Origin of the sequence: Polynucleobacter rarus, from assembly GCF_003072505.1 — a bacterium.
In the GTDB taxonomy this organism is placed as follows: Bacteria; Pseudomonadota; Gammaproteobacteria; order Burkholderiales; family Burkholderiaceae; genus Polynucleobacter; species Polynucleobacter rarus.
Window position 1 is genome coordinate 908,098 of sequence record NZ_NTGB01000001.1, and the last position, 21,450, is coordinate 929,547.

General features: G+C 39.6%; 18 protein-coding genes. 13 read left to right on the forward strand and 5 right to left on the reverse strand.

Features of this window, described 5'->3' with window-relative positions:
* The first annotated feature begins 5 nt into the window (after positions 1-5).
* The 3 genes from hflC to AOC35_RS04250 all read left to right on the forward strand — a co-directional run bounded on the left by hflC (position 6) and on the right by AOC35_RS04250 (position 3,469).
* Positions 6-875 (forward strand): protease modulator HflC, encoded by an 870-nt coding sequence (gene hflC / locus AOC35_RS04240; protein ID WP_108645920.1) that lies wholly within the window; start codon positions 6-8, stop codon positions 873-875.
* A gap of 14 nt (positions 876-889) precedes the next feature.
* A complete protein-coding gene (locus AOC35_RS04245; RefSeq protein ID WP_108645921.1) occupies positions 890-2,056 on the forward strand; it encodes an ATP phosphoribosyltransferase regulatory subunit in 1,167 nt (388 codons plus the stop codon).
* 78 nt (positions 2,057-2,134) lie between these two features.
* Complete coding sequence (locus AOC35_RS04250) at positions 2,135-3,469, forward strand: adenylosuccinate synthase (RefSeq protein ID WP_108645922.1); 1,335 nt, start codon at positions 2,135-2,137, stop codon at positions 3,467-3,469.
* Between the two features lie 95 nt (positions 3,470-3,564).
* Here AOC35_RS04250 and AOC35_RS04255 read toward each other — a convergent pair whose 3' ends face one another.
* Positions 3,565-4,212 (reverse strand): hypothetical protein, encoded by a 648-nt coding sequence (locus AOC35_RS04255; RefSeq protein WP_159077472.1) that lies wholly within the window; start codon positions 4,210-4,212, stop codon positions 3,565-3,567.
* A 147-nt stretch (positions 4,213-4,359) separates the two neighbouring features.
* A complete protein-coding gene (locus AOC35_RS04260; protein WP_159077473.1) occupies positions 4,360-4,893 on the reverse strand; it encodes a PIN domain-containing protein in 534 nt (177 codons plus the stop codon).
* Here AOC35_RS04260 and rnr point away from each other — a divergent pair, their 5' ends adjacent.
* Both rnr and rlmB read left to right on the forward strand, forming a co-directional pair.
* On the forward strand, positions 4,894-7,254 hold the full coding sequence (gene rnr, locus AOC35_RS04265; protein ID WP_108645925.1) for a ribonuclease R: 2,361 nt from the start codon (positions 4,894-4,896) through the stop codon (positions 7,252-7,254). It abuts the gene before it with no gap.
* Positions 7,255-7,998 carry a 23S rRNA (guanosine(2251)-2'-O)-methyltransferase RlmB gene (rlmB, locus tag AOC35_RS04270; protein ID WP_108645926.1) on the forward strand — a complete coding sequence of 248 codons (744 nt, stop codon included), beginning with the start codon at positions 7,255-7,257 and terminating at the stop codon, positions 7,996-7,998.
* An 18-nt stretch (positions 7,999-8,016) separates the two neighbouring features.
* Here the strand turns inward: rlmB and tal are convergent, their stop codons facing one another.
* Positions 8,017-8,967 carry a transaldolase gene (gene tal / locus AOC35_RS04275; RefSeq protein WP_108645927.1) on the reverse strand — a complete coding sequence of 317 codons (951 nt, stop codon included), beginning with the start codon at positions 8,965-8,967 and terminating at the stop codon, positions 8,017-8,019.
* Between the two features lie 78 nt (positions 8,968-9,045).
* Between tal and rpiA the strand changes: the two genes are divergently transcribed.
* Complete coding sequence (gene rpiA / locus AOC35_RS04280) at positions 9,046-9,756, forward strand: ribose-5-phosphate isomerase RpiA (protein WP_108645928.1); 711 nt, start codon at positions 9,046-9,048, stop codon at positions 9,754-9,756.
* A 25-nt stretch (positions 9,757-9,781) separates the two neighbouring features.
* Here rpiA and AOC35_RS04285 read toward each other — a convergent pair whose 3' ends face one another.
* Positions 9,782-10,057, reverse strand: coding sequence for an oxidative damage protection protein (locus AOC35_RS04285; protein WP_108645929.1), 276 nt, complete (start codon positions 10,055-10,057; stop codon positions 9,782-9,784).
* A gap of 30 nt (positions 10,058-10,087) precedes the next feature.
* Positions 10,088-11,428, reverse strand: a complete 1,341-nt coding sequence (gene argA / locus AOC35_RS04290) for an amino-acid N-acetyltransferase (RefSeq protein WP_108648709.1) — start codon at positions 11,426-11,428, stop codon at positions 10,088-10,090.
* Positions 11,429-11,521: 93 nt separating this feature from the next.
* Between argA and hrpA the strand changes: the two genes are divergently transcribed.
* From hrpA to glnA, 7 genes are all read left to right on the forward strand, one after another.
* Entirely contained in the window at positions 11,522-15,448 is a 3,927-nt protein-coding gene (hrpA, locus tag AOC35_RS04295; RefSeq protein WP_108645930.1) for an ATP-dependent RNA helicase HrpA, read from the forward strand.
* A 9-nt stretch (positions 15,449-15,457) separates the two neighbouring features.
* On the forward strand, positions 15,458-16,498 hold the full coding sequence (locus tag AOC35_RS04300; RefSeq protein ID WP_108645931.1) for a YncE family protein: 1,041 nt from the start codon (positions 15,458-15,460) through the stop codon (positions 16,496-16,498).
* Between the two features lie 11 nt (positions 16,499-16,509).
* Positions 16,510-17,292, forward strand: a complete 783-nt coding sequence (locus tag AOC35_RS04305) for a polysaccharide deacetylase family protein (protein ID WP_108648710.1) — start codon at positions 16,510-16,512, stop codon at positions 17,290-17,292.
* A complete protein-coding gene (locus AOC35_RS04310) occupies positions 17,292-18,260 on the forward strand; it encodes a sterol desaturase family protein (protein ID WP_108645932.1) in 969 nt (322 codons plus the stop codon). The genes AOC35_RS04305 and AOC35_RS04310 overlap by 1 nt, the downstream gene beginning before the upstream one ends.
* The gene (locus AOC35_RS04315) at positions 18,257-19,069 is read left to right on the forward strand and encodes an EI24 domain-containing protein (protein ID WP_108645933.1); all 813 of its coding nucleotides are present in this window, start codon (positions 18,257-18,259) and stop codon (positions 19,067-19,069) included. The genes AOC35_RS04310 and AOC35_RS04315 overlap by 4 nt, the downstream gene beginning before the upstream one ends.
* Positions 19,066-19,884 (forward strand): competence/damage-inducible protein A, encoded by an 819-nt coding sequence (locus AOC35_RS04320; protein ID WP_245898423.1) that lies wholly within the window; start codon positions 19,066-19,068, stop codon positions 19,882-19,884. The genes AOC35_RS04315 and AOC35_RS04320 overlap by 4 nt, the downstream gene beginning before the upstream one ends.
* 135 nt (positions 19,885-20,019) lie before the next feature.
* Positions 20,020-21,435 carry a type I glutamate--ammonia ligase gene (gene glnA / locus AOC35_RS04325; RefSeq protein ID WP_108645934.1) on the forward strand — a complete coding sequence of 472 codons (1,416 nt, stop codon included), beginning with the start codon at positions 20,020-20,022 and terminating at the stop codon, positions 21,433-21,435.
* The last annotated feature ends 15 nt before the right edge of the window (positions 21,436-21,450 follow it).

Consider the following 21,450-nt stretch of genomic DNA (forward strand, 5'->3'; position numbering starts at 1 on the left):
AAAAAATGAACCAAAAACTATTTCCGATTTCAGCTCTATTATTGGGCGTACTTTATTTAATCAACTCTATGTTGTTTGTTGTAGATCAACGTAAATATGCAGTTGTGTTTTCGTTTGGTGAAATTAAACGCGTTATTGAAGAGCCAGGGTTAAGTTTAAAGCTGCCTTCACCTCTGCAAAATGTATTGTTTTTTGATCGTAGAATCATGACCATTGACAATCCAGAAGCAGAGCGTTTTATTACTTCTGAAAAGAAAAATCTTTTAGTAGACTCTTACGTAAAATGGCGGATTGTTGACCCTAGAAAATTCTTCATTAGTTTTAAGGGAGATGAAAGATTAGCGCAAGATCGATTGTCTCAATTGGTTAAGTCTGCTCTGAATGAGGAGTTTACAAAGCGAACTGTGCGGGAGTTGATCTCTGAACAACGCGAACAAGTGATGCAAGGTATTAAGAAAAAAGTCATCGAAGATACCCGTGAAATTGGGATTGAGATTGTTGATGTCCGTTTAAAAAGAGTCGATTTATTAGCTGAAATTAGTGATTCAGTCTATCGTCGTATGGAGGCTGAGCGGAAAAGAGTTGCTAACGAATTACGCTCAACGGGGGCTGCTGAGTCAGAAAAAATTAGAGCCGATGCTGAACGGCAGAGGGATGTTATTCTTGCCCAGGCTTACCGAGAAGCGCAAAAAATCAAAGGTGAGGGCGATGCAAAGGCAAATGCAATTTATAATGAAGCCTTCAACCGAGATCCACAGTTTGCCCAATTTTACCGTTCTTTAGAGGCTTATAGAAATACCTTTACCGATAAGAAGGACGTCATGGTTCTCGAACCTAATAATGAATTTTTAAAATTCATGAAAAAAAGTAAATAATATATTTAAATAGAATGACAAATCGTTGGTTATTGCCAGAAAATATTTCTGATGTATTGCCCTCTGAGGCTTTCAAAGTAGAGTACCTAAGAGGTACCCTACTCGGTGTTTTTAAATCTTATGGATATCAATTAACAATTCCACCTATGTTGGAATATTTGGAGTCCTTATTAACTGCTGGTGGCAGTGATATGAACTTGCAAATTTTCAAATTGATTGATCAACTATCAGGCAGAACTTTAGGCCTTAGAACGGATATGACCACGCAAATTGCTAGAATTGATGCGCATATTCTCAATCAAACAGGGGTGAGTCGTCTTTGCTATGCGGGTACTACATTACAAACTAAGGTTGTACCTGGTATTTTTTCTAGAGAACAATTACAAATTGGCGTAGAGATCTATGGCCACTCTGGGATTGAAGCGGATATTGAAATTCTGTCTTTGATGTTAGATGCATTGAACTGTGCAAATGTGGGTACCATTACTCTTGATTTAAGTCATGCTGGTATCCTGAAGGCGATACTAGAAAATGTTGAAATGTCAGCAGAAGATGTTCAGTCTCTTCACGTTGCATTACAAGCTAAAAATAAAAAATTACTCACAAATCTTTGTGCAAATTGGAGCGAGGAAAAGTTTAAAACACTGCATTCATTATTGGATCTTAGTGGTGAGGCCTTTAGTGTGATTGCCCGCGCGCGTGAGGCTTTACCGAATACATCAATCTTTAATGAAGCAATCAATGCCTTAGAACAATTCTGTCAGATTATTCATTTAATTCGTCCCCAGACTCAGTTGAATATTGATTTAGCGGATTTAGATGGCTTTCAATACCATACAGGATTGATGTGCGCTGCTTATGTCGATAACTATCCTGTGGCAATTGCAAGAGGTGGACGCTATGACCAGGTAGGTAGTGCTTTTGGAAGAGACCGAGCTGCCACGGGTTTTTCTTTAGATTTATTTGCTCTGAGCAATGTTTCTAAGTTAGATTTTGCTTTAAAGGCTATCAGTGCCCCTTGGGACAATCGTCAAGACTTAAGAGACGCAATTAGCGAACTAAGAAAATCAGGAGAAGTAGTTATTCAGCACTTTTCTGATGAGTCCCATTCACAATCGATCTATGAGTTTGATCGAAAACTGATACTGGAGGAAAATCAGTGGAAAGTCGTTTCTGTCTAAACACTTGCACAACACAGTAAAATGTAATATTGGCCATTAAATAATGGCAATCACCGAACGAAAGAGCAAACACTTGACATGGAACAGTTAAATTTAGGTAAGAATGTTGTTGTAATTGGGACTCAGTGGGGAGATGAGGGTAAAGGTAAAGTTGTAGATTGGCTGACCGATCATGCTCATGGTGTTGTTCGTTTTCAAGGTGGACACAATGCTGGTCATACTTTAATTATTGGTGGAAAAAAAACAATTTTAAGATTAATTCCTTCGGGAATTATGCACCCTGAGGTTGTTTGCTATATTGGCAACGGTGTTGTGCTGTCCCCGGAAGCTTTGTTTAAAGAAATTGGAGAACTCGAAACTGCAGGACTTGATGTTTGTTCACGTTTAAAAATTTCTGAAGCAGCAATTCTAATTCTCCCTTATCACGTTGCTATCGATCAAGCTCGCGAAGTAAAGCGTGGAGTTGAAAAAATTGGTACTACAGGAAGAGGTATTGGCCCTGCTTATGAAGATAAGGTCGCTAGAAGAGCATTACGTGTCCAAGACTTATTTTCTCCAAAAGATTTTGCAAAAAAATTAAAAGAAATTTTAGAGTTTCACAATTTTTGTTTGACCCAATACTACGGTGTTGCACCCGTCGATTATCAAACTACTTATGATCAGGCGATGAGTTTTGCTGAAAAGTTAAAGCCGATGGTATCTGATATTTCAAGTGAGTTATATGCAGCTCAAAGTGCAGGTAAAAACCTATTATTCGAAGGTGCACAAGGAACAATGCTCGATATCGATCATGGCACCTATCCTTTCGTTACTTCTAGCAATTGCGTCGCTGGTAATGCAGCCGCTGGTTCTGGAGTTGGTCCTAGTAGTCTTCACTATATTTTAGGAATTACTAAAGCGTACTGTACTCGAGTTGGTGCCGGACCATTCCCAAGTGAACTTTATGATCACGACAATCCGGAAAAAAATAGTCCAATTGGTATTCGTTTGGCAGAAGTTGGCAAAGAGTTTGGTTCTGTAACTGGAAGACCTAGAAGAACTGGTTGGTTAGATGCCGCAGCCTTAAAGCGCTCTATTCAAATTAATGGTGTCAATGGTTTGTGTATGACGAAACTAGATGTTTTAGATGGCCTTGAACAAATCGGATTATGCGTTGGATATGATCTGAATGGTAAGTTTTGGGATGTATTGCCTAGAGGGGCTGAGTTAGTTGCCAACTGTACTCCTGTTTATGAGTACTTTGAAGGTTGGACTCAGAGTACTGTGGGTATAACTGATTGGAACTTATTGCCACCACAAGCTCAGGCTTACCTGAAGCGTATAGAAGAAATTAGTCAAACCCCGATTGATATGGTTTCTACGGGGCCAGATCGTGATGAGACAATTTTGCTCAGACATCCGTTTAAAAATTAATATCAGATTCGAATCTCCTTCAAAACGATATTCCTAAAGCCTAATTGTATTTCTACTCAATTGGCTTTAGGTACTGATTAAATCCGAACGTTGATTTAAGACTTATCTTCCCAAATCTTGTCTTGCATTAAATTGACATACTCTTCACTCATTGAATAAAGTGCTTTTAAATTCATCTGAGGAATGAGTTTTTTGACTTTAATGCAGTTTTTAGTTAAAGCAAGAATGTCTGGAGTCATTAGTCCTTTTTCTAAATGAATCGGAGTGTTTTCAGAAGAAACAAACTTCACTAAAAACAAGGGATCTCCACGTTTGATGTGAATAGGGTTTTCATCATATAGTTCAAAGGCATATTCAATGGGACGCACCCATTTAGAAATATCAAAGGTACCTGCAACCATTCCCACCTTGCTTGGTTGAAGCAAGAGAGGCGATTGGATGATTTGAAGCGGAGTCTTGCTATCAGTTAAAAAGAGATAGCGAGGGAAGAAATGGACGATTATTGGATCTGTCTCTGACAATCTAAAACTGATATTTTCATTATAAAAATCTTGACTAGTTTTAGTTGTTTTTAATTTTTTTGATTCCTTGTCAAACTTAAATGAGATGTCATAAGGACTTTTAATCACATACGTATTTTTTAGCTGTTCTGAAAATGCGGGGCACTTCATCAGCAGAGAATCTTTTCTTTGTTTAAGGTAATAAGCAAAAGCTGGTTCCGGAGCGAAATACGTAATGTTCATCGGCTCTTGGCTATGATCATTTAAATTGATTGGAATCCATTCAATTCTGGGCATAAAAAATTTTAATAAAAGTTGGTCGGCATTGGATCGTTAAATAACGACAATTGGAAATAGTATATTTCTATACCTTATGAAGTTGGGAAGATCTTAGGCGATTTGAATCAGGCTCTCCCATGGGGGAGTTAGCGAAAGTTTTGTTTTCTTATTTGAGGTAACTTCGACATTAACCAGTTTTAATTTTTTAGCTAGTTTTAATACCTCAAGATCTCGACTAATTAACCAACAAGGAGCTTTTATTACTGCTAAATCGATAAAAGTTTGGTCATCTGGATCCCTACATTTATATGTTGATGGTGGTATTTTACTGACTTCAAATTGAAAATATTTCAGTGCTTTTTCAATCATTTTTTGATAGGTTTCTTCATTTTTGTAAAAAGCGGGGCGTCTCATCACATCAAGAAACTCCTCCCAAATCAAGTCGCAAGACCAGGCTTCAAGCTGACCATTTTCAAGGGCATTTTTAAGTCCCTCAACATGGGGATCTTCGAAAAAAATAATGTCTAGTAATATGTTCGTGTCGACTACGATACGTGTTTTTTCCGACAATTTCAAATGTTCTCCGAAATGAGTTAAATTAGTTGTTATTATCGTAGTTAGTATAGAACTTTGAACAAGGTCCACATGATAAAACAATCCAATCCTTTGAAAGAAAAAAAAGACGAACGAACTGGAATAGTCCAAGGTCACAGAGATGGTTTTGGATTCGTGATTCCAGATGACGGACAGTTGGACATTTTTCTTTCAGAAAGAGAAATGGCTCGAGTCATGCATGGCGATCGTGTGATCGTTAGGGTTACAGGAACTGACCGTAAAGGAAGGCCTGAAGGACAAATTTCGGAGGTAGTACATAGAGCAAATCGATTCGTAATTGGACGCCTCTTAAATGAAAACGGTGTCTTAATTGTGGCGCCAGAAGATAAAAGAATTTCTCACGATATCTTAATACCCCCCAAAGGCTATATGAATGCCAAGATGGGGCAGGTTGTGAGTGTAGAAATTATCGATTACCCCGATAGTTATCGACAAGCAGTTGGCCGAGTAGTAGAGATATTAGGTGACATTGATGATCCAGGTATGGAAATCGAAATTGCGGTGAGAAAGTATGGGGTTCCCCACGAGTTTTCACCCGCAACAGTCAAAGAGGCTGCTGCACTTCCAGATGAAGTTCAGGAATCAGATTTAGAAGGTAGAGTAGATTTAAGAGATATTCCGTTAGTGACAATTGATGGTGAAGATGCACGGGACTTTGATGACGCAGTATATTGTGAGCCAACGAACTATAAAGGATCGAAATGTTTTCGATTAATTGTTGCGATTGCAGACGTTTCGCACTACGTTAAGCCTGGCCATCCATTAGATTCTGACGCAATACGACGGGGTACATCGGTTTATTTTCCAAGAAGAGTCATACCGATGTTGCCTGAAAAAATTTCTAATGGATTGTGTTCCTTAAAGCCATCTGTTGATCGCTTATGTATGGTGAGTGACGCTATCATTGATCATAAAGGGCAAATTCTAGCTTATCAGTTCTATCCTGCAATTATGCATTCAGTGCAGCGTTTTACCTACAATATCGTTTGGGAAATTTTAAGTAATACCAGTGGGCCTGAAGCAACGAAGTTTGCAAACTTAAAGCCCCATTTACAAAATTTATATAAATTATTCCATGTATTAAAAGGCTCTCGTGAGAAAAGAGGGGCGATTGATTTTGATACAACGGAAACGCAGATTATCAGTAATGAGTTTGGGAAGATTGAACGCATTGAACCAAGAACACGAAATGATGCTCATCGTTTGATTGAAGAATGTATGTTGGTAGCGAACGTTTGTGCCGCCAATTTTATTGGAGCTAAAAATCACTCTAGTTTATTTCGGGTGCATGGTGAGCCGACAATAGAAAAGGTGAATGCTTTAAGAGACGTCTTGAGATCTTCTGGCTTAACTTTAGAGGGAAGTACAAAACCGCATCCGATGGATTATGCAAAATTGATTCAATCGATTAAACCTAGGCCAGATGCCTCCATGTTACAAACCGTGATCCTTCGCTCAATGCAACAAGCTGTTTATCAACCTGAGAACTTAGGACATTTTGGATTAGCTTATCCAGCTTACACCCACTTTACAAGTCCGATTCGTCGTTATCCTGATTTACTCGTTCATCGAACCATTAAAGCAATTTTGGCTAAGAAAAACTATAAACCTTCTATTCCGGAAGATGTTCCTCTTAACTTGGCAATGCCAAGAAAAGGACCAGGTAGGGTTAACGTTGCACAAGTAAAACAACAAATTGCGATTGATATTTCGAATGATGGAGGAACTACCAAGCCGCGTAGAAAAACTGCTAGTGATGGAGTTGATATGGCAGCTTGGGCGCAATTAGGGGTTCACTGTTCAGCTAATGAAAGAAGGGCAGATGAAGCTTCTCGAGATGTCGAGTCATGGTTGAAATGCTACTTTATGCGAGATCGTTTAGGTCAAGAGTTTGCCGGAACTATCACTGGAGCTACGACCTTTGGATTATTTGTTCAGTTAGAAACTTTATTTGTAGAAGGCTTAATCCATATTTCTGAATTAGGTGGCGATTATTTTCAGTATGATGAAGCCAGGCAAGAGTTACGTGGTGAAAGAACGGGGATTCGCTACCGAATCGGTGACAGAGTGCATATTTTAGTGAGCAGGGTAGATCTTGATGCTAGAAAAATTGAATTTAGTCTAGTTAAGAATAATCAAGATCGAGGACGCTACGCTCCCATTCTGACGGTGGACGATACAGGTAGACCACAAAAAAAAGCAGCTTCGAAACACACAAGACCGCCAGAAAAGGCACCTCAACCTTTAAGATCTAAAGCATCGAAAAAATCTGCCGCAGCCAAAGGTGGTAATAAATCAAAATCGAAGAGTAATTCAAAAAGTTCTTTAGTCAGTATGGATAAAGCTGAAAGTACTTTAGTATCCTCACGTAAAACTCGGAGTCGGCGTTAAATGAGTCAACAAATTTTAGTAGGTTTTCATGCAGTAATTTCCAGAATCCGTCAGGCACCGGATAGTCTTAAAACGGTTTACTATGATTTTTCTAGAAGAGATCGTAGGATGAAAGATTTTATTGAGGTCGCAAATGAGTTGCTAGGAAGAAAACTTCATCAAGCTGATACCGAGCGTCTGCGTCAATTAGCAGGGCATGATCGTCATCAAGGTGTGGTTGCTTTTGCAGAGCCGACATCGATGGCCAGAACGATACCTGAGTTAATGGACTCACTTGGTAACAAAAAAGCATTACTTTTGATTTTAGACGGTGTGACAGATCCTCATAATTTAGGGGCTTGTTTAAGGGTTGCTGATGGTGCTGGAGCCGATGCAATCATTGTGCCAAAGGACCGGTCTGCCCAATTGAATGCTACGGTGAGTAAAGTGGCTAGTGGAGCTGCCGAAACGATGCCATTCATAGCGGTGACTAATTTAGCAAGAACGATGCGTGAACTTCAAGAACTTGGTGTTTGGATTATCGGCACTTCAGAAGATGCTCCTAAAACAATTTATGAGCATGATTTAACGGGTCCTATTGCCCTTGTGATGGGAGCTGAAGGGGAAGGCATGCGACGACTAACCAAGGAAACCTGTGACGAACTAGTAAACATTCCCATGTCGGGTGGTGTCGAAAGCTTGAACGTCTCGGTTGCAAGCGGTGTTTGTTTGTACGAAGCTTTACGACAAAGGTTGCCTAAGTAAGACTGATAGGGATATGATTTACTGCCAAGAACCTAATAATTCTTTAAGTTTTTGGGTATCTGCAATAAAGTTCCGAATACCTTCAGATAATTTTTCTGAAGCCATTGGGTCACCATTCATGCCATTTCGAAAAGAAATCTCATCACATTTGACGGGTTCAAAGGACATGGCTTTAGCTTTAAAAAAACTCAACTGTGTTTGTAAGTCACCTTCAGCGAGTTGAAGTTGCTCGAGTAACTCGGGGCTAATAGTTAATAAATCACAACCAGCTAATGCTTGGATTTGACCGATATTTCTGAAACTTGCTCCCATGATTTCAGTTTTAATATCAAAATATTTAAAATAATTGTAAATTTTTGATGTTGATAGAACTCCTGGATCATTCAGACCCGACATCGTGGACTCATTCCATTGTTCACCTAAATTTTTCTTGTGCCAATCGGTAATCCGGCCAATGAAAGGGGATATTAGTTTTACTTTAGCCTCTGCGCAGGTGGCAGCTTGCGTCAAATTAAAGACTAAGGTGAGATTGCAATGAATACCTTCCGCCTCCAGTATTCTTGCCGATTGAATTCCCTCCCAAGTTGCCGCGATTTTAATTAAGATTCGATTTTGATCGATTCCTAAAGCTTTATAAAGGTCGATGATGCGGCGAGCTTTTGCAACAGAAGCTTCAAGATCATAAGAGAATTCAGCGTCTATTTCTGTAGAAACTCGTCCAGGGATAATTTTTAAAATCTCAACCCCGAAAGCAACTAATAAATGGTCAATCAGTTGGTTGATTTCTGTATTTGGGTTTTTTTGAATAGTTTCATCAATCAGGTAGCGATAAGCAGGCAGTTGAGCTGCCTTTAAAATCAAGCTAGGATTGGTCGTGGCATCTTTTGGCGTGAAGTCTTTCATCCGCTCAAAATCGCCGGTATCAGCAACCACGAAGGTTACTTTCTTTAATTGTTCAAGTAAATTCATTTTTTTATTTTACCCAATATTGATGAATTTTTTAACCGAGAAAGCTAAAATAGCCATTATTAATATAAGGTATTGTTGATGACTCAAGATGAATTAAAACAAATGGTAGCAACTGCTGCTGTTCAAGAAATCTTAGCGATTTTACCTCCCCAATCCTTGATTGGTATGGGGACAGGTTCTACAGTGAATTATTTGATTGATGCACTCCAGACTCATGCCAGCTATTTTCGAGGGGTTGTGTCAAGTTCTGATAAGACTTCTCAACTTTTGCAAGAGAGAGGTTTTAAGGTATTAGACGCTAATCAAGTGACCTCTTTACCTCTATATATTGATGGCGCTGACGAAATTGATCCCCATGGAAACATGATTAAAGGGGGGGGAGGCGCATTAACTAGAGAAAAAATTGTCGCTTCACTAGCCGATCAGTTTATTTGTATTTGTGATGCCACAAAACTGGTAAATGTTCTTGGAGTATTTCCATTGCCTGTAGAAGTCATCCCGATGGCTAGTGCACAAATACAAAGATTTTTGGAGTCTATCGGCGGCAATGTTGAATTACGGAAAACCAAGACCGACTTGAACCAAAATTTTGTTACTGATAATCAAGCCTGGATTTTAGATGTGAAAGGACTCGTCATTGATCAACCCTTAGCCCTTGAGACCCAATTAAATCAATTACCAGGGGTGATTTGTAATGGAGTGTTCGCCGTGCAATCAGCGGATACACTTTTGGTAACTCTCAATGACAAAGTGCAAACCATCCATTTCAGAAAAGATAAAAACAACTGAGCATTATTTTTAACTCTTCAGTTTTTTAGGTATTTGATGGTGGAACGTATCCGGTCGCAAGATCGGCTCCATCGCCAAAGAAATACTGTTCTGTTTGCTTGAGTAAATATTGACGGGCTCTAGCGTCAGCCATATTCAAACGATTTTCGTTAATAAGCATTGTTTGGTGATTCAACCAATCTGCCCAAGCTTCTTTTGATACAGTATTCCAAATCTTTTTTCCCAATTCTCCAGGTACTGGAGCGAACTGTAAACCTTCTGCTTCTTTGCCTAACTTGATGCACTGGACCATTCTTGTCATATTAACCTCGGTAATGTTTTTAAAGAGTTTTTAAAGTGTTTTGATTAAAACCATGGATCGACGATCCCAGTTGTAATGCGATTTTCTTTCCTTTGGCAGTTCATCAACGGAACTCTTGATAAAGCCACGTTTTAAAAACCAGTGTTCGGTGCGTGTTGTAAGCACAAAGAGTCTTTTAATACCAATTTCTTTAGCACGTGCTTCAATCCGTTTTAATAGTCTTTCGCCATCGCCAGTTCCTTGCGTGTCTGGGTCAACAGCTAAACAAGCTAGTTCGCCTAACCCGCCAGAAAATTGAAATAGGGCGGCACAGCCAAAGATGACATGGTCATGTTCGATCACTGAAAAGGAGGAAATATCACGTTCGATTACATCCCGTCCCCGAGGCGCGAGCACTCCTTCATCTTCTAAAGGAGAAATAATTTGGAGGATACCACCAACATCATCAATCGTCGCTTCTCTAAGGTTTTCGATATCCGAGGCCACAATCATTGTGCCAATGCCGTCGTGGGTAAAAAGTTCTTCGAGTACGGCTCCATCTCGATTATGGGGCAACAAGTGTACGCGGTTAACACCTAATTTAATAGCCTTAACCGCTGTGTGTAATAAAGATCTCAACTCTCCTGGTTCCATCCCTTCCGGTCCGAGCATCGGCGTCAGTTGTGGTAAAGAGATTTCAGCAATATGTTCCCCAAATTCATCTTTTAGCCCATGAACGCTCGATAAGAAAATGAGTTTATCTGCTTTTAATGCCGTAGCAGCGGAGCAAGCTACGTCCTCATAGGCAAGATTAAAAGCCTGACCTGTGGGCGAATAGCCAAGAGGTGATAAAAGAACAATCTTGTTATGATCTAAGGACATCATGATCGATTCATGGTCCACTTTACGCACTAGTCCTGTGTGCACAAAATCTACACCATTCACAATGCCGACAGGACGTGCTGTTATAAAGTTGCCAGAAATTACTGAAATCCTTGAACCTGCCATTGGGGTATTGGGAAGACCTTGGCTAAAGCAAGCTTCAATATCTAGTCTTAATTCACCAACCGCTTCTTTTACGCATTCCATGGTGGCCAAATCAGTAATCCGGTAGCCTAGCATTTGTCCTGTGCCGTATTTGGCTTCAATGGAGTGCAGTGCTAATTGTTCTTGGATTTGTGGTCTAGAGCCGTGAACTAGTACAATACGCATTCCCATGGCATGCAGCATGGCAATGTCTTCTACCAAGTTTTCTAATTCACTATCTGTGGCTAATTCACCCGCAAAGGCAATTACGAAAGTCTTACCATGAAATGAGTGAATATAAGGTGCAACAGTCCTTAACCAACTGACGAAAGGGAAGGTGTCTAATTCTGACGGAGTAGTGTTCATCGAGTCAGAATTGGAATTTTGGGAGGAATTATTCAACATAAGCGAAAATTATAGGACGCTTATCATTCTAATTGCTAAAAAAAGTATTTAAAGTTGGAAAAATCTCACATAAACATCGAATTTCCCGAACTTTTGCCAGTCAGTGGCCAAAGAGCAATCATTGCGCAGGCAATTAAAGACCATCCAGTGGTAATTGTTTGTGGTGAGACTGGTTCGGGTAAAACAACCCAGTTACCAAAAATTTGTTTGTCTATTGGTCGGGGACGGATGAATCAGACAAATCGTTTAATAGGTCATACCCAACCTCGAAGAATTGCCGCTACCGCTACAGCGAAAAGAATTGCTCAAGAGCTTGGTACTCCCCTTGGTCAAGATGTTGGTTTTCAAGTAAGGTTTAGCGATAAATCAAGCGCGACTGCTTCCATTAAGCTGATGACCGATGGTATTTTGTTGGCGCAAACGCAAAATGATCCTCTATTGTTAGCCTATGACACGATCATCATCGATGAAGCCCATGAGAGAAGTTTAAATATTGATTTTCTTTTGGGGTATTTAAAGCAAATATTACCGAAGCGACCTGATTTAAAAGTCATCATTACCTCAGCCACCATTGATGCGACAGCTTTCGCTAAGCATTTTTCATCGATTGATGAAAACGTACCCATTATTGAAGTCAGCGGGAGACTCTATCCCGTTGAAGTCCGTTATCGTCCGATTGATGTTACCTTGACGAAAGAGGGGCGTGAGACAAAGGATAGCAAAGAACAGTCGGAAGCTATCAAAGATGCAATTCTGGAATTATGGCAATCAGGTGTTTCAGGTGCAGGTGATATCTTGGTCTTTTTTCCTGGCGAACGCGAAATTAGGGAGTGTGAACAGGTTTTAAGAAAAGATTTCAGTCTGATGCAAAAGTATCAACCAGAAATACTGAGTTTATTTGCTCGTCAGTCCATCTCTGAGCAGGAGAAGGTCTTTGGGAATAGTGGCGGTCGCAGAATTATTTTATCTACGAATGTGGCGGAAACTTCGCTAACAGTACCTGGCATTCGTTTTGTGATTGATACTGGCTTAGCACGAGTAAAACGCTATTCTTACCGTAACAAAGTTGAACAACTCCAAATTGAGTCTATTTCTCAAGCCGCTGCTAAACAAAGAGCTGGGCGATGTGGACGGGTATCAGATGGAATTTGTATTCGCTTGTATAGTGAAGAAGATTTTTTAGCGAGACCAGGACAAACTGATCCAGAAATATTGAGAAGCTCTTTAGCCGCAGTCATTTTACGAATGGCGGCCCTGAAATTGTCAAGGATTCAAGATTTCCCTTTTTTGCAGCCGCCCCTTGGTAGAGCCATTAGCGACGGTGTTCAGTTGTTAGAAGAGTTAGGCGCAGTTGAATCGAGTGAGAACTCCTTTGGCAAAATCATTGAACTCACGCCGATTGGTAAAGAGCTTGCCAAATTACCGCTTGATCCAAAAGTAAGTCGAATGTTAATCGCGGCGAGGGAGAATCAGGCTCTTAAGGAGGTGTTGATAATTGCTTCAGCACTCGCGATTCAAGATCCGCGTGATCGTCCTTTAGAACAAGCGCAGGTAGCTGATCGGGCACATCTAATTTTTGCCGATGCTCAGTCTGAATTCTTATCCTATATAAAAATGATGGATTGGTATCAACAGGCCCTGAGTCAAAAACTAAGTCATCGGGCATTAGATACCCTTTGTAAAAAACAATTTATATCCCCTCGACGCATGCGTGAATGGTTAGATGTTTATCGTCAACTGCAAAGTCTTTTGAATGAACAGGGATGGCGAGAAAATAAAATTGAAGCGACTTATGAGCAAATTCATATCTCATTACTCACAGGACTACTTGGCAATATCGCCAAAAAGTCGGAACTTGAAAAAATTTATGATGGTACCCGTGGTATTAAGTTAAATATTTGGCCTGGATCTAACCTCTCTAAAAAAGTAGGCAACTGGTTAGTGGCTTCTGAACTGATTGAGACAAATCGTCTCTATGCAAGGACTATTGCCAAAATTGACCCCAGATGGGTTGAGAAGATTTGCCAACATCGCCTTATCAAAAGTTGGAGTGATCCTTTTTGGGATCAACGGACCGGTGAAATGATGGCCCACGAACAAGGCTCGCTATACGGCTTAGTTCTATACAACGGTCGAAAAGTACGTTTTTCTTTAATGCAACCCGAAGAAGCAAGGCTACTCTTTATCCAAAGAGCCATGGTCGAAGGAGAGTTGTTTGGTTCAACTGAAATCGCTCAAATTCAAAAACAGTTTGGCAGTGCCTTTAGGTTTTTTTGGTTAAACCATCAATTAATCCGACAGGTTGAAGCAATTGAACATCGTTCAAGACGTCAAGATGTATTGGTAGATGATTTAATTATTTTTGAGTTTTATCAAAAAATACTTCCTCAATCGGTTTTCAGTCGAAGCACTTTGCAAGCCTGGTTAGATAAAGATGCTAAAAATAGTGAGATGCTGTTATTAACTAAAGCAGACTTAATGCGGCATAGTGCCGAAAGTATTACCAATGATCGTTATCCCAAAACATTGAGCATGATGGGTTCAAATTTAAGCCTAACTTATCATTTTGAGCCAGGCAGTCCTAAAGATGGTGTTACTTTGGTAGTCCCCATCGCATTTCTGAATCAAATTGATCAACGCAAGTGTGATTGGTTGGTACCTGGTTTGTGTGTAGAAAAGATCCATTTATATTTAAAAACACTACCTCAAAAATTAAGGCGTCATTGCGTTCCTTTACCCGAGTACGCCAAGCAATTTGTTGATCGGGCTTTAGATAACGATCAATTTGGTAGGGGAGAATTGATCGATGCATTAATTGCTGACATTAGAGAAATGACGAAAGTAGTGATGCAAAGAGCCGACTTTCGGCCTGAAAATTTACCGCCTCATTGTTTTATGAACTATCGTTTGCTTGATCAGCATGGTCGCCAACTAGAATTGGAAAGAAACTTAAGTCTTTTACAAAATAAGTATGTGCATGAAGTTCGGGAAATTTTTTCTAAAGCGGCTGCAGAAGCGGTTCAACAAGTGATTACTCCGGTAGGCATAAAAAATGAGAAGTTGACCAACGTAACGCCCCAAAAGCTGAAAGATGATGCGAATGAGAGTAATCGTGAATCTTCCCCCCACATCACTCAATGGAGTTTTGGGGAATTACCAGAAATTTTAGAGATACAAAAGAATCGTCAAGTACTTTTGGGTTATCCCGCCCTAGAAGATCACATAACCCATTGCGAACTGAATGTATACGATGATCCTGTCAAAGCCAGAGCGATTCATTTAAAAGGCTTAAGACGACTTTTTGCGTTAGCTCAAAAGGACTCTATTAAAGCGCTTCAAAAACAATTACCTGGAGCACGCGAGTTGGGATTGCTATTTTTACAAATTGGCACACCAGAACATTTGATGCAACAAATTATTGATTTAGCCCTTAACCGTGCTTGTCTTAACGAGCCATTACCCAAAAATCAGGAAGAATTTTTAGCCCGCTTACAAGCAGGGAAAACCAAGTTATCCTTAATTGCCCAAGAAATTGCCCGTCACGTGAGTGTTGCTTTGCAAAACTATCATGAAGTCCAGAAAAAATTATCACAAGTGAAACTCATTTCACCTTCTGCACATACTGATATTGCAAAGCAATTAGAGGAGTTGATCTATCCAGACTTTGTTATGTCAACACCGTATGAACAGTTAATTCATTTACCTAGATATCTAAAGGGAATTGTTGTTAGAGTAGAGAAAATGCGGGGCGCATTGGCCAGAGATCAAGAAAATCAAGATAATTTTGCGCAATTAACTAGGCAATGGCAACGAATGATGCAAAACCAAGGTTTATCAGGTAACCAGCATGCTCAAAAAATTCAGGAGGTTCGTTGGCAGTTTGAGGAGTTACGGATTGCCCTTTTTGCCCAAGAGTTAAAAACTCCTGTACCCATGTCGATAAAAAGGATTGAAAAAATCATTCTTAGTTTTCAAGGTTAAAATATCACTATGAATACAAAATTCAATAGATTAATCAAAAAGTTCGTTTTCTTACAATGCGTCCTTTTAGTAAATGGCTCAATTGCGCAACCAATTGCTCCATTAAACACCTCTAAGGGTAACGATTCGCTGTCACCAAGCCCTAAAATTGCGATTGTTCTCAATTCGGGATCTGCTTCGATCAGTCGCATAGATATGCAAAAAAGAGAAGTGATTGATGATTATCCGGTGGGTAAAGAGCCTCACCATTTGATGATCATGCCAGATCAAAAAAATTTAGTTGTTGCCAATGCAGCGAGCAATAATTTAGTGTTAATAAATCCCATAACAGGGCAAAAAAAACAAATCATTCCAAATATTTTTGACCCTTATCAATTAGGTTTCTCACCGGACAATAAATGGTTTGTTGTCGCTGGTAATCGATTGGATCGGGTCGATATTTATGCTGTGGTCAATGGGGAAATTCAACAGCCTCCGAAAATCTTAAAAACACCAAAGACGCCAAGCCATATTAACTTTACACGAGACAGCAAGATTGCTTTTGTGACTCTGCAGGACTCAAATGAAATTGTAGCGATTCAACTTGAACAGCAAAAGATTTTATGGAAGATGCAAGTTGGTAAATTACCCGCAGGAGTCTGGTTAACCCCTGAAGATAAGTATTTACTAATTGGCCTAACCGGCGAAGATAAGGTTCAGGTAATTGATTGGCGTGAACAAAAAATTGTGAAATCCATCACAACGGGTAAAGGCGCTCATAACTTTAGACCCCTTGGAGATGGTCGACATGTATTTGTCTCGAATCGTATTGAAGCAACAATTAGCAAACTTGATATGTTGACATTAGAAAAAATCGCCGATATCAAAGGTCTACCTGCAGGTCCTGATTGCATGGATATTACCGCTGATCAAAAAGAAATGTGGGTTAGTTTTCGTTTTTCTAAAAAAGTGGGTGTGATTAATTTAAGCACTAACCAATTAGAAAAAACTATTAAAGTAGGAAAAAGTCCCCACGGTATTTTCTTTACCCCGAACTCAAGTTGGAATTAGTGGTGTATCAAATGGATTCAATCCAGGCGTATTTGAATTGGTTTGTAAAATCATATTGCATAGCTTTAATGATTTTTTTCTCCCTCTCATTACCTGCTTTCGCGGCAAATGCATGTAGTAAAAATATCTATTTAACTTTTGATACAGGCAATATGTCAGTAGCTGAGCAAGTTGCTGACATATTGCGAAAACAGCAAGTGAAAGCAACTTTTTTCTTAGCAAATGAGAAAACCTTTCGAAATGATTACGCATTAGATGATTCTTGGAAGGGTTTCTGGAATACTTTAGTCGAAGAGGGTCATGCCTTTGGTAGTCATACCTTAAACCATACCTATTGGCAAAAAGATGTTGGTACAGACAGCGTGTTGGTAAAGTCGCAATTTGGTCCTGATGCTGGTCGTAATATTCAAATGAAGAATGTGCAATTTTGTCAACAAATCAAAAATGTAGACCAACGCTTTCAAGAACTAACTGGCAAGGCATTAAGTAGAATTTGGCGAGCTCCGGGAGGTAAAACATCTCCTCGTCTCGTGCAGTTTGGGGATATTTGCGGTTATCGACATATTGGCTGGTCAAAAACTGGTTTTTTAGGCGATGAGCTCTCTTCGACAGATTTTCCGAATACTTTTTTACTGAATCGCGCTTTAAATTCTCTAGAAAAAGATAATATAACCATGGCACATCTAGGAATCTGGTCGCGCAAAGATCCATGGGCCCCAGCAGTGTTAGAACCTTTAATCATTGGATTGAAGAGTAAAGGTTTTTGTTTTAGAAAAATTGGGGAAACATTTTGATGAATCTTTACGATGATTTACATGAATGGTTAATGCAAAACCTCATTTTGCCCATTTTTTTTCAGTTGGATTGGATGAGCTATGTGGAAGATAGTACCCTTGCAGTAGATTGGTTCCTGTTGGGTGTTTTCCAAATTACCATCATTGCCTTTATTCTTAGACCAGCGGAGGCCAAGGAAGAGGGGCTGTCTAAGAGCGGTTATTCGGGTAAAGCAGCAATTAGTTCAGATATTTTTTATTGTTTCATTCATCGTTTGGGCTTGATTCAGTTACTGTTCTTTTTTACCCTCAATCCACTATTCATTAAGATTGGTTCCTCCTTACATGATGTGCGTTTTGAAAGACTGAACTTGGAAAATATTTTACCGAGTATCAACGCTACACCACTTCTGAGTTTTATCATTTATTTAATTATTCTTGATTTTGTGGATTACTTGTACCACCGGGTCTCGCATCGTTTTAGTTGGTGGTGGCAATTACATGCTTTACATCATAGTCAGCGACACATGACTGTATGGACTGATAATCGCAATCATTTGATTGATGACGTATTGAAGGCGTTTGTATTTTCCACAGTTGCCTTAGTGATTGGTATCGAACCGAGTCAGTTCATCTTGCTTGTGGCATTGAGCCATTTAATCCAAAGTTGGCAGCATGGTTATTATGTGTATCAATTTCATTTTTTAAAATACCTCATTGTGACCCCTAGCTTTCATCGATATCATCATGCCATGCGCTTGGGTTACGAGTTGCCAGGGAAGCCTGGTGTGCTTGGAGGTTGTAACTTTGGGGTTCTGTTTCCTTGGTGGGATCTTTTGTTTCAAACCGCTATTTTTGACAATTCCTATCATCCTACTGGAGTGGACTCTATTGTTCCTTCCAATAACCCATTTATCCAACAAATTCAATTTCTGCGCAATAGTATCGAGTCATTGAAAAGGGCTTTTTCTCGGCAGGATGCCCTATGAATGATATCGTTCGTGCCTTTTTATTTGCCTGCAGAGACATCTTAAAACCTAAAGTATTGTGGTTATCTTTTCGTCCCTTTTTGTTAACGGCGATTTTTTGGTCCATCATTCTTTGGTTTACTTGGAATCCCTTATTAGATTGGACTAAGTTAATCATCACCCAATCTTGGTTGTCTGGTTGGATCAGTAAAGTCTTGACTAGCGTTGGTTGGGAGGGGGTGAGAGCGATCATGAGCCCTTATTTGACGGCAATTATTTTGATGCCATTCATTATTATTACTTTAATCGTAATTATTTCCTATACCTCAATGACTGCAGTTGTGACTCTTTTGGAGCAACAAAAATATTATCAGGGTCTTCGCAGGGGTAAGGGGGGATCTTTTTTAGGAAGTCTTTGGAATACGCTTGGTTTAAGCGTGTTAGCTTTATTACTATTGACGCTATCTTTTCCTTTGTGGTGGATACCACCTTTGTTTTCGCTCATTCCCCCTTGTATTTGGGGTTGGTTAACGGCGAGGTTAATGAGTTACGATTTGTTATCAATTCATGCGGAAAAGGCTGAGCGAATTAAAATTTGTGAGGAACGACGTTATGGTTTGTTATTGATTGGAATACTGTCTGGATTGCTTGGGGCCGTCCCTAGCTTTTTCTGGTTATCTTCTGTATTTGTTTTAATCTTATTCCCGTTTGTTTCTTTGTTTATGATGTGGGTGTATTCTTTAATTTTTATATTTGTATCATTGTGGTTTGGTCATTATTTATTGTTCGCTTTAAGGGTTGATCGACAGTTAAGAGGAGAAAGTCTTTGAGTAATGCATTAAAAAAAATTGGATTAATCGTCGTTGGTGATGAGATCCTGTCAGGTCGTAGAACTGATAAACACCTACCTAAGTTAGTCGAGCATCTATCGGCTAGGGGCTTGCAGTTATCTTGGGCTGAGTATATTGGGGACGATCCAACACGGATTGTTGAAACACTCCAGCGTACTTTTGCTAGTACAGATATTGTGTTTAGTACTGGAGGTATTGGCGCTACGCCAGATGATCATACTAGAGCCTGTGTTGCCAAAGCTTTGGGTTTAGAACTTGCTTTGCATCCTGAAGCAAAGGATTTAATTGGACAAAGAATTATTGATATGGCAGAGGGTGATCCAGTCAAAGCTGATTTATCCTCCCCAGGTAACCAACATCGCTTTAAGATGGGGGAGTTTCCGGTCGGTAGTAACATTATTCCCAACGTTTATAACAAAATTCCAGGTTTTTATATTCGTGAGCATTATTTTATGCCCGGTTTTCCAGTGATGGCAGATCCAATGATGACTTGGGTATTAGATACCTTTTATAGTGATTTATTTCATCAAAATGATTATGTTGAAAAGAGTTTTATCGTTCAGGGCGCTATAGAAGCGACGATTACTCCAGTGATGGAGCAAATTGAGGCTGCTTTTCCGGGGATTAAAGTATTTAGCTTACCTTCCCTAGGCGATCCATCTCGGGGCGGTATTTACGCTACACGTCATATCGAATTAGGTGTTAAAGGTAATAGTGAAGCAGTTGAAAAAGCTTTAATTGAACTACGTAATGGGGTTGAGGCATTAAATTCTGTTACGTATGACATTGAGTAGTGAGGTAGGTACGATTTTGGGGCATGATTTTAAATATGCACGATAATAGTGCTTGAGGAGTTTTAAGCAAAACCTTAATTTGTTTTAATAGATTAAGAATTATTTAACCTAGTTTTAATGTTTTAGGAGAATTAAATGAGTAAAGCAGTTGCAGATGTTTTAAAGCTTGTAAAAGACAAAGAAATCACTTTTGTTGATTTCCGTTTTACAGATACCAAAGGTAAAGAGCAGCACGTCTCCGTTCCTGTTTCAGTATTTGATGAAGATAAATTTGAAAGTGGTCATGCTTTTGATGGTTCATCTATTGCTGGCTGGAAAGGTATTGAAGCATCTGACATGTTGTTGATGCCAGATCCGACTACTGCTTACATTGATCCATTTTATGAAGAGCCTACCCTTGTTTTAACATGTGATGTAGTTGAGCCTTCAGATGGTAAAGGTTACGACCGTGACCCACGTTCTATTGCTAAACGTTGTGAAGCATACTTAAAGAGCACTGGTTTAGGTGATACAGCTTACTTTGGTCCAGAGCCAGAATTCTTTATTTTTGATGGCGTTCAGTGGAATACTGATATGCAAGGTTCTTTCGTTAAGATTCAATCTGAAGAGGCTCCATGGTCATCTGGCTTGGAAATCGAAGGTGGTAATACTGGTCATCGTCCAGGTAAAAAAGGCGGTTATTTCCCAGTTGCTCCATTAGATACATTCCAAGATATGCGTTCTGAAATGTGTTTAATTTTAGAATCAGTTGGTATTCCTGTTGAAGTGCATCACCACGAAGTTGCTGGTCAAGGTCAAAACGAATTAGGTACAAAATTTAGTACTTTAGTACAACGTGCTGACTGGACAATCCTCCAGAAATACATTGTTCATAACGTTGCTCATCAGTACGGCAAAACTGCAACATTCATGCCAAAACCAGTAGTTGGTGATAACGGTTCAGGTATGCACGTTCACCAGTCAGTTTGGAAAGATGGTATCAATCTTTTTGCTGGTAATGGTTATGCTGGCTTGTCTGAGTTTGCTTTGTATTACATCGGCGGCATCATCAAGCATGCACGTGCATTGAATGCAATTACAAACCCAGGAACAAACTCATATAAGCGTTTAGTGCCTGGTTTTGAAGCTCCAGTGAAACTTGCTTACTCTGCTCGTAACCGTTCTGCTTCAATTCGTATCCCTTACGTATCTAATCCTAAGGGTCGTCGTATTGAAACACGTTTCCCAGATCCACTTGCAAACCCATACTTGGCTTTCTCAGCATTGTTGATGGCTGGTCTTGACGGCGTTCAAAACAAGATTCATCCAGGTGAAGCAGCTGATAAAAACTTGTATGATTTGCCACCTGAAGAAGATGCATTAATCCCAACGGTTTGTAGCAGTTTGGATCAAGCTTTAGAGCATCTTGATAAGGATCGCGAGTTCTTAACGCGTGGTGGTGTTTTCACTGACTCAATGATTGATGCTTATATTGCCCTCAAAATGGAAGAAGTCACACGTTTCCGTATGACGACTCATCCAATTGAGTTTGAAATGTATTATTCACTCTAATTTAAGAAATAAGCG

Excerpts from the sequence above, each read along its gene's own strand:
- AOC35_RS04250 (WP_108645922.1), top strand. The coding sequence starts at position 2,135 with ATGGAACAGTTAAATTTAGGTAAGAATGTTGTTGTAATTGGGACTCAG.
- AOC35_RS04285 (WP_108645929.1), bottom strand. The coding sequence starts at position 10,057 with ATGACAAGAATGGTCCAGTGCATCAAGTTAGGCAAAGAAGCAGAAGGT.
- AOC35_RS04245 (WP_108645921.1), top strand. The coding sequence starts at position 890 with ATGACAAATCGTTGGTTATTGCCAGAAAATATTTCTGATGTATTGCCC.
- AOC35_RS04315 (WP_108645933.1), top strand. The coding sequence starts at position 18,257 with ATGAATGATATCGTTCGTGCCTTTTTATTTGCCTGCAGAGACATCTTA.
- AOC35_RS04255 (WP_159077472.1), bottom strand. The coding sequence starts at position 4,212 with ATGAACATTACGTATTTCGCTCCGGAACCAGCTTTTGCTTATTACCTT.
- rnr (WP_108645925.1), top strand. The coding sequence starts at position 4,894 with ATGATAAAACAATCCAATCCTTTGAAAGAAAAAAAAGACGAACGAACT.
- AOC35_RS04310 (WP_108645932.1), top strand. The coding sequence starts at position 17,292 with ATGAATCTTTACGATGATTTACATGAATGGTTAATGCAAAACCTCATT.
- glnA (WP_108645934.1), top strand. The coding sequence starts at position 20,020 with ATGAGTAAAGCAGTTGCAGATGTTTTAAAGCTTGTAAAAGACAAAGAA.
- tal (WP_108645927.1), bottom strand. The coding sequence starts at position 8,967 with ATGAATTTACTTGAACAATTAAAGAAAGTAACCTTCGTGGTTGCTGAT.
- hflC (WP_108645920.1), top strand. The coding sequence starts at position 6 with ATGAACCAAAAACTATTTCCGATTTCAGCTCTATTATTGGGCGTACTT.
- AOC35_RS04300 (WP_108645931.1), top strand. The coding sequence starts at position 15,458 with ATGAATACAAAATTCAATAGATTAATCAAAAAGTTCGTTTTCTTACAA.
- argA (WP_108648709.1), bottom strand. The coding sequence starts at position 11,428 with ATGAACACTACTCCGTCAGAATTAGACACCTTCCCTTTCGTCAGTTGG.
- AOC35_RS04305 (WP_108648710.1), top strand. The coding sequence starts at position 16,510 with ATGGATTCAATCCAGGCGTATTTGAATTGGTTTGTAAAATCATATTGC.
- rlmB (WP_108645926.1), top strand. The coding sequence starts at position 7,255 with ATGAGTCAACAAATTTTAGTAGGTTTTCATGCAGTAATTTCCAGAATC.
- rpiA (WP_108645928.1), top strand. The coding sequence starts at position 9,046 with ATGACTCAAGATGAATTAAAACAAATGGTAGCAACTGCTGCTGTTCAA.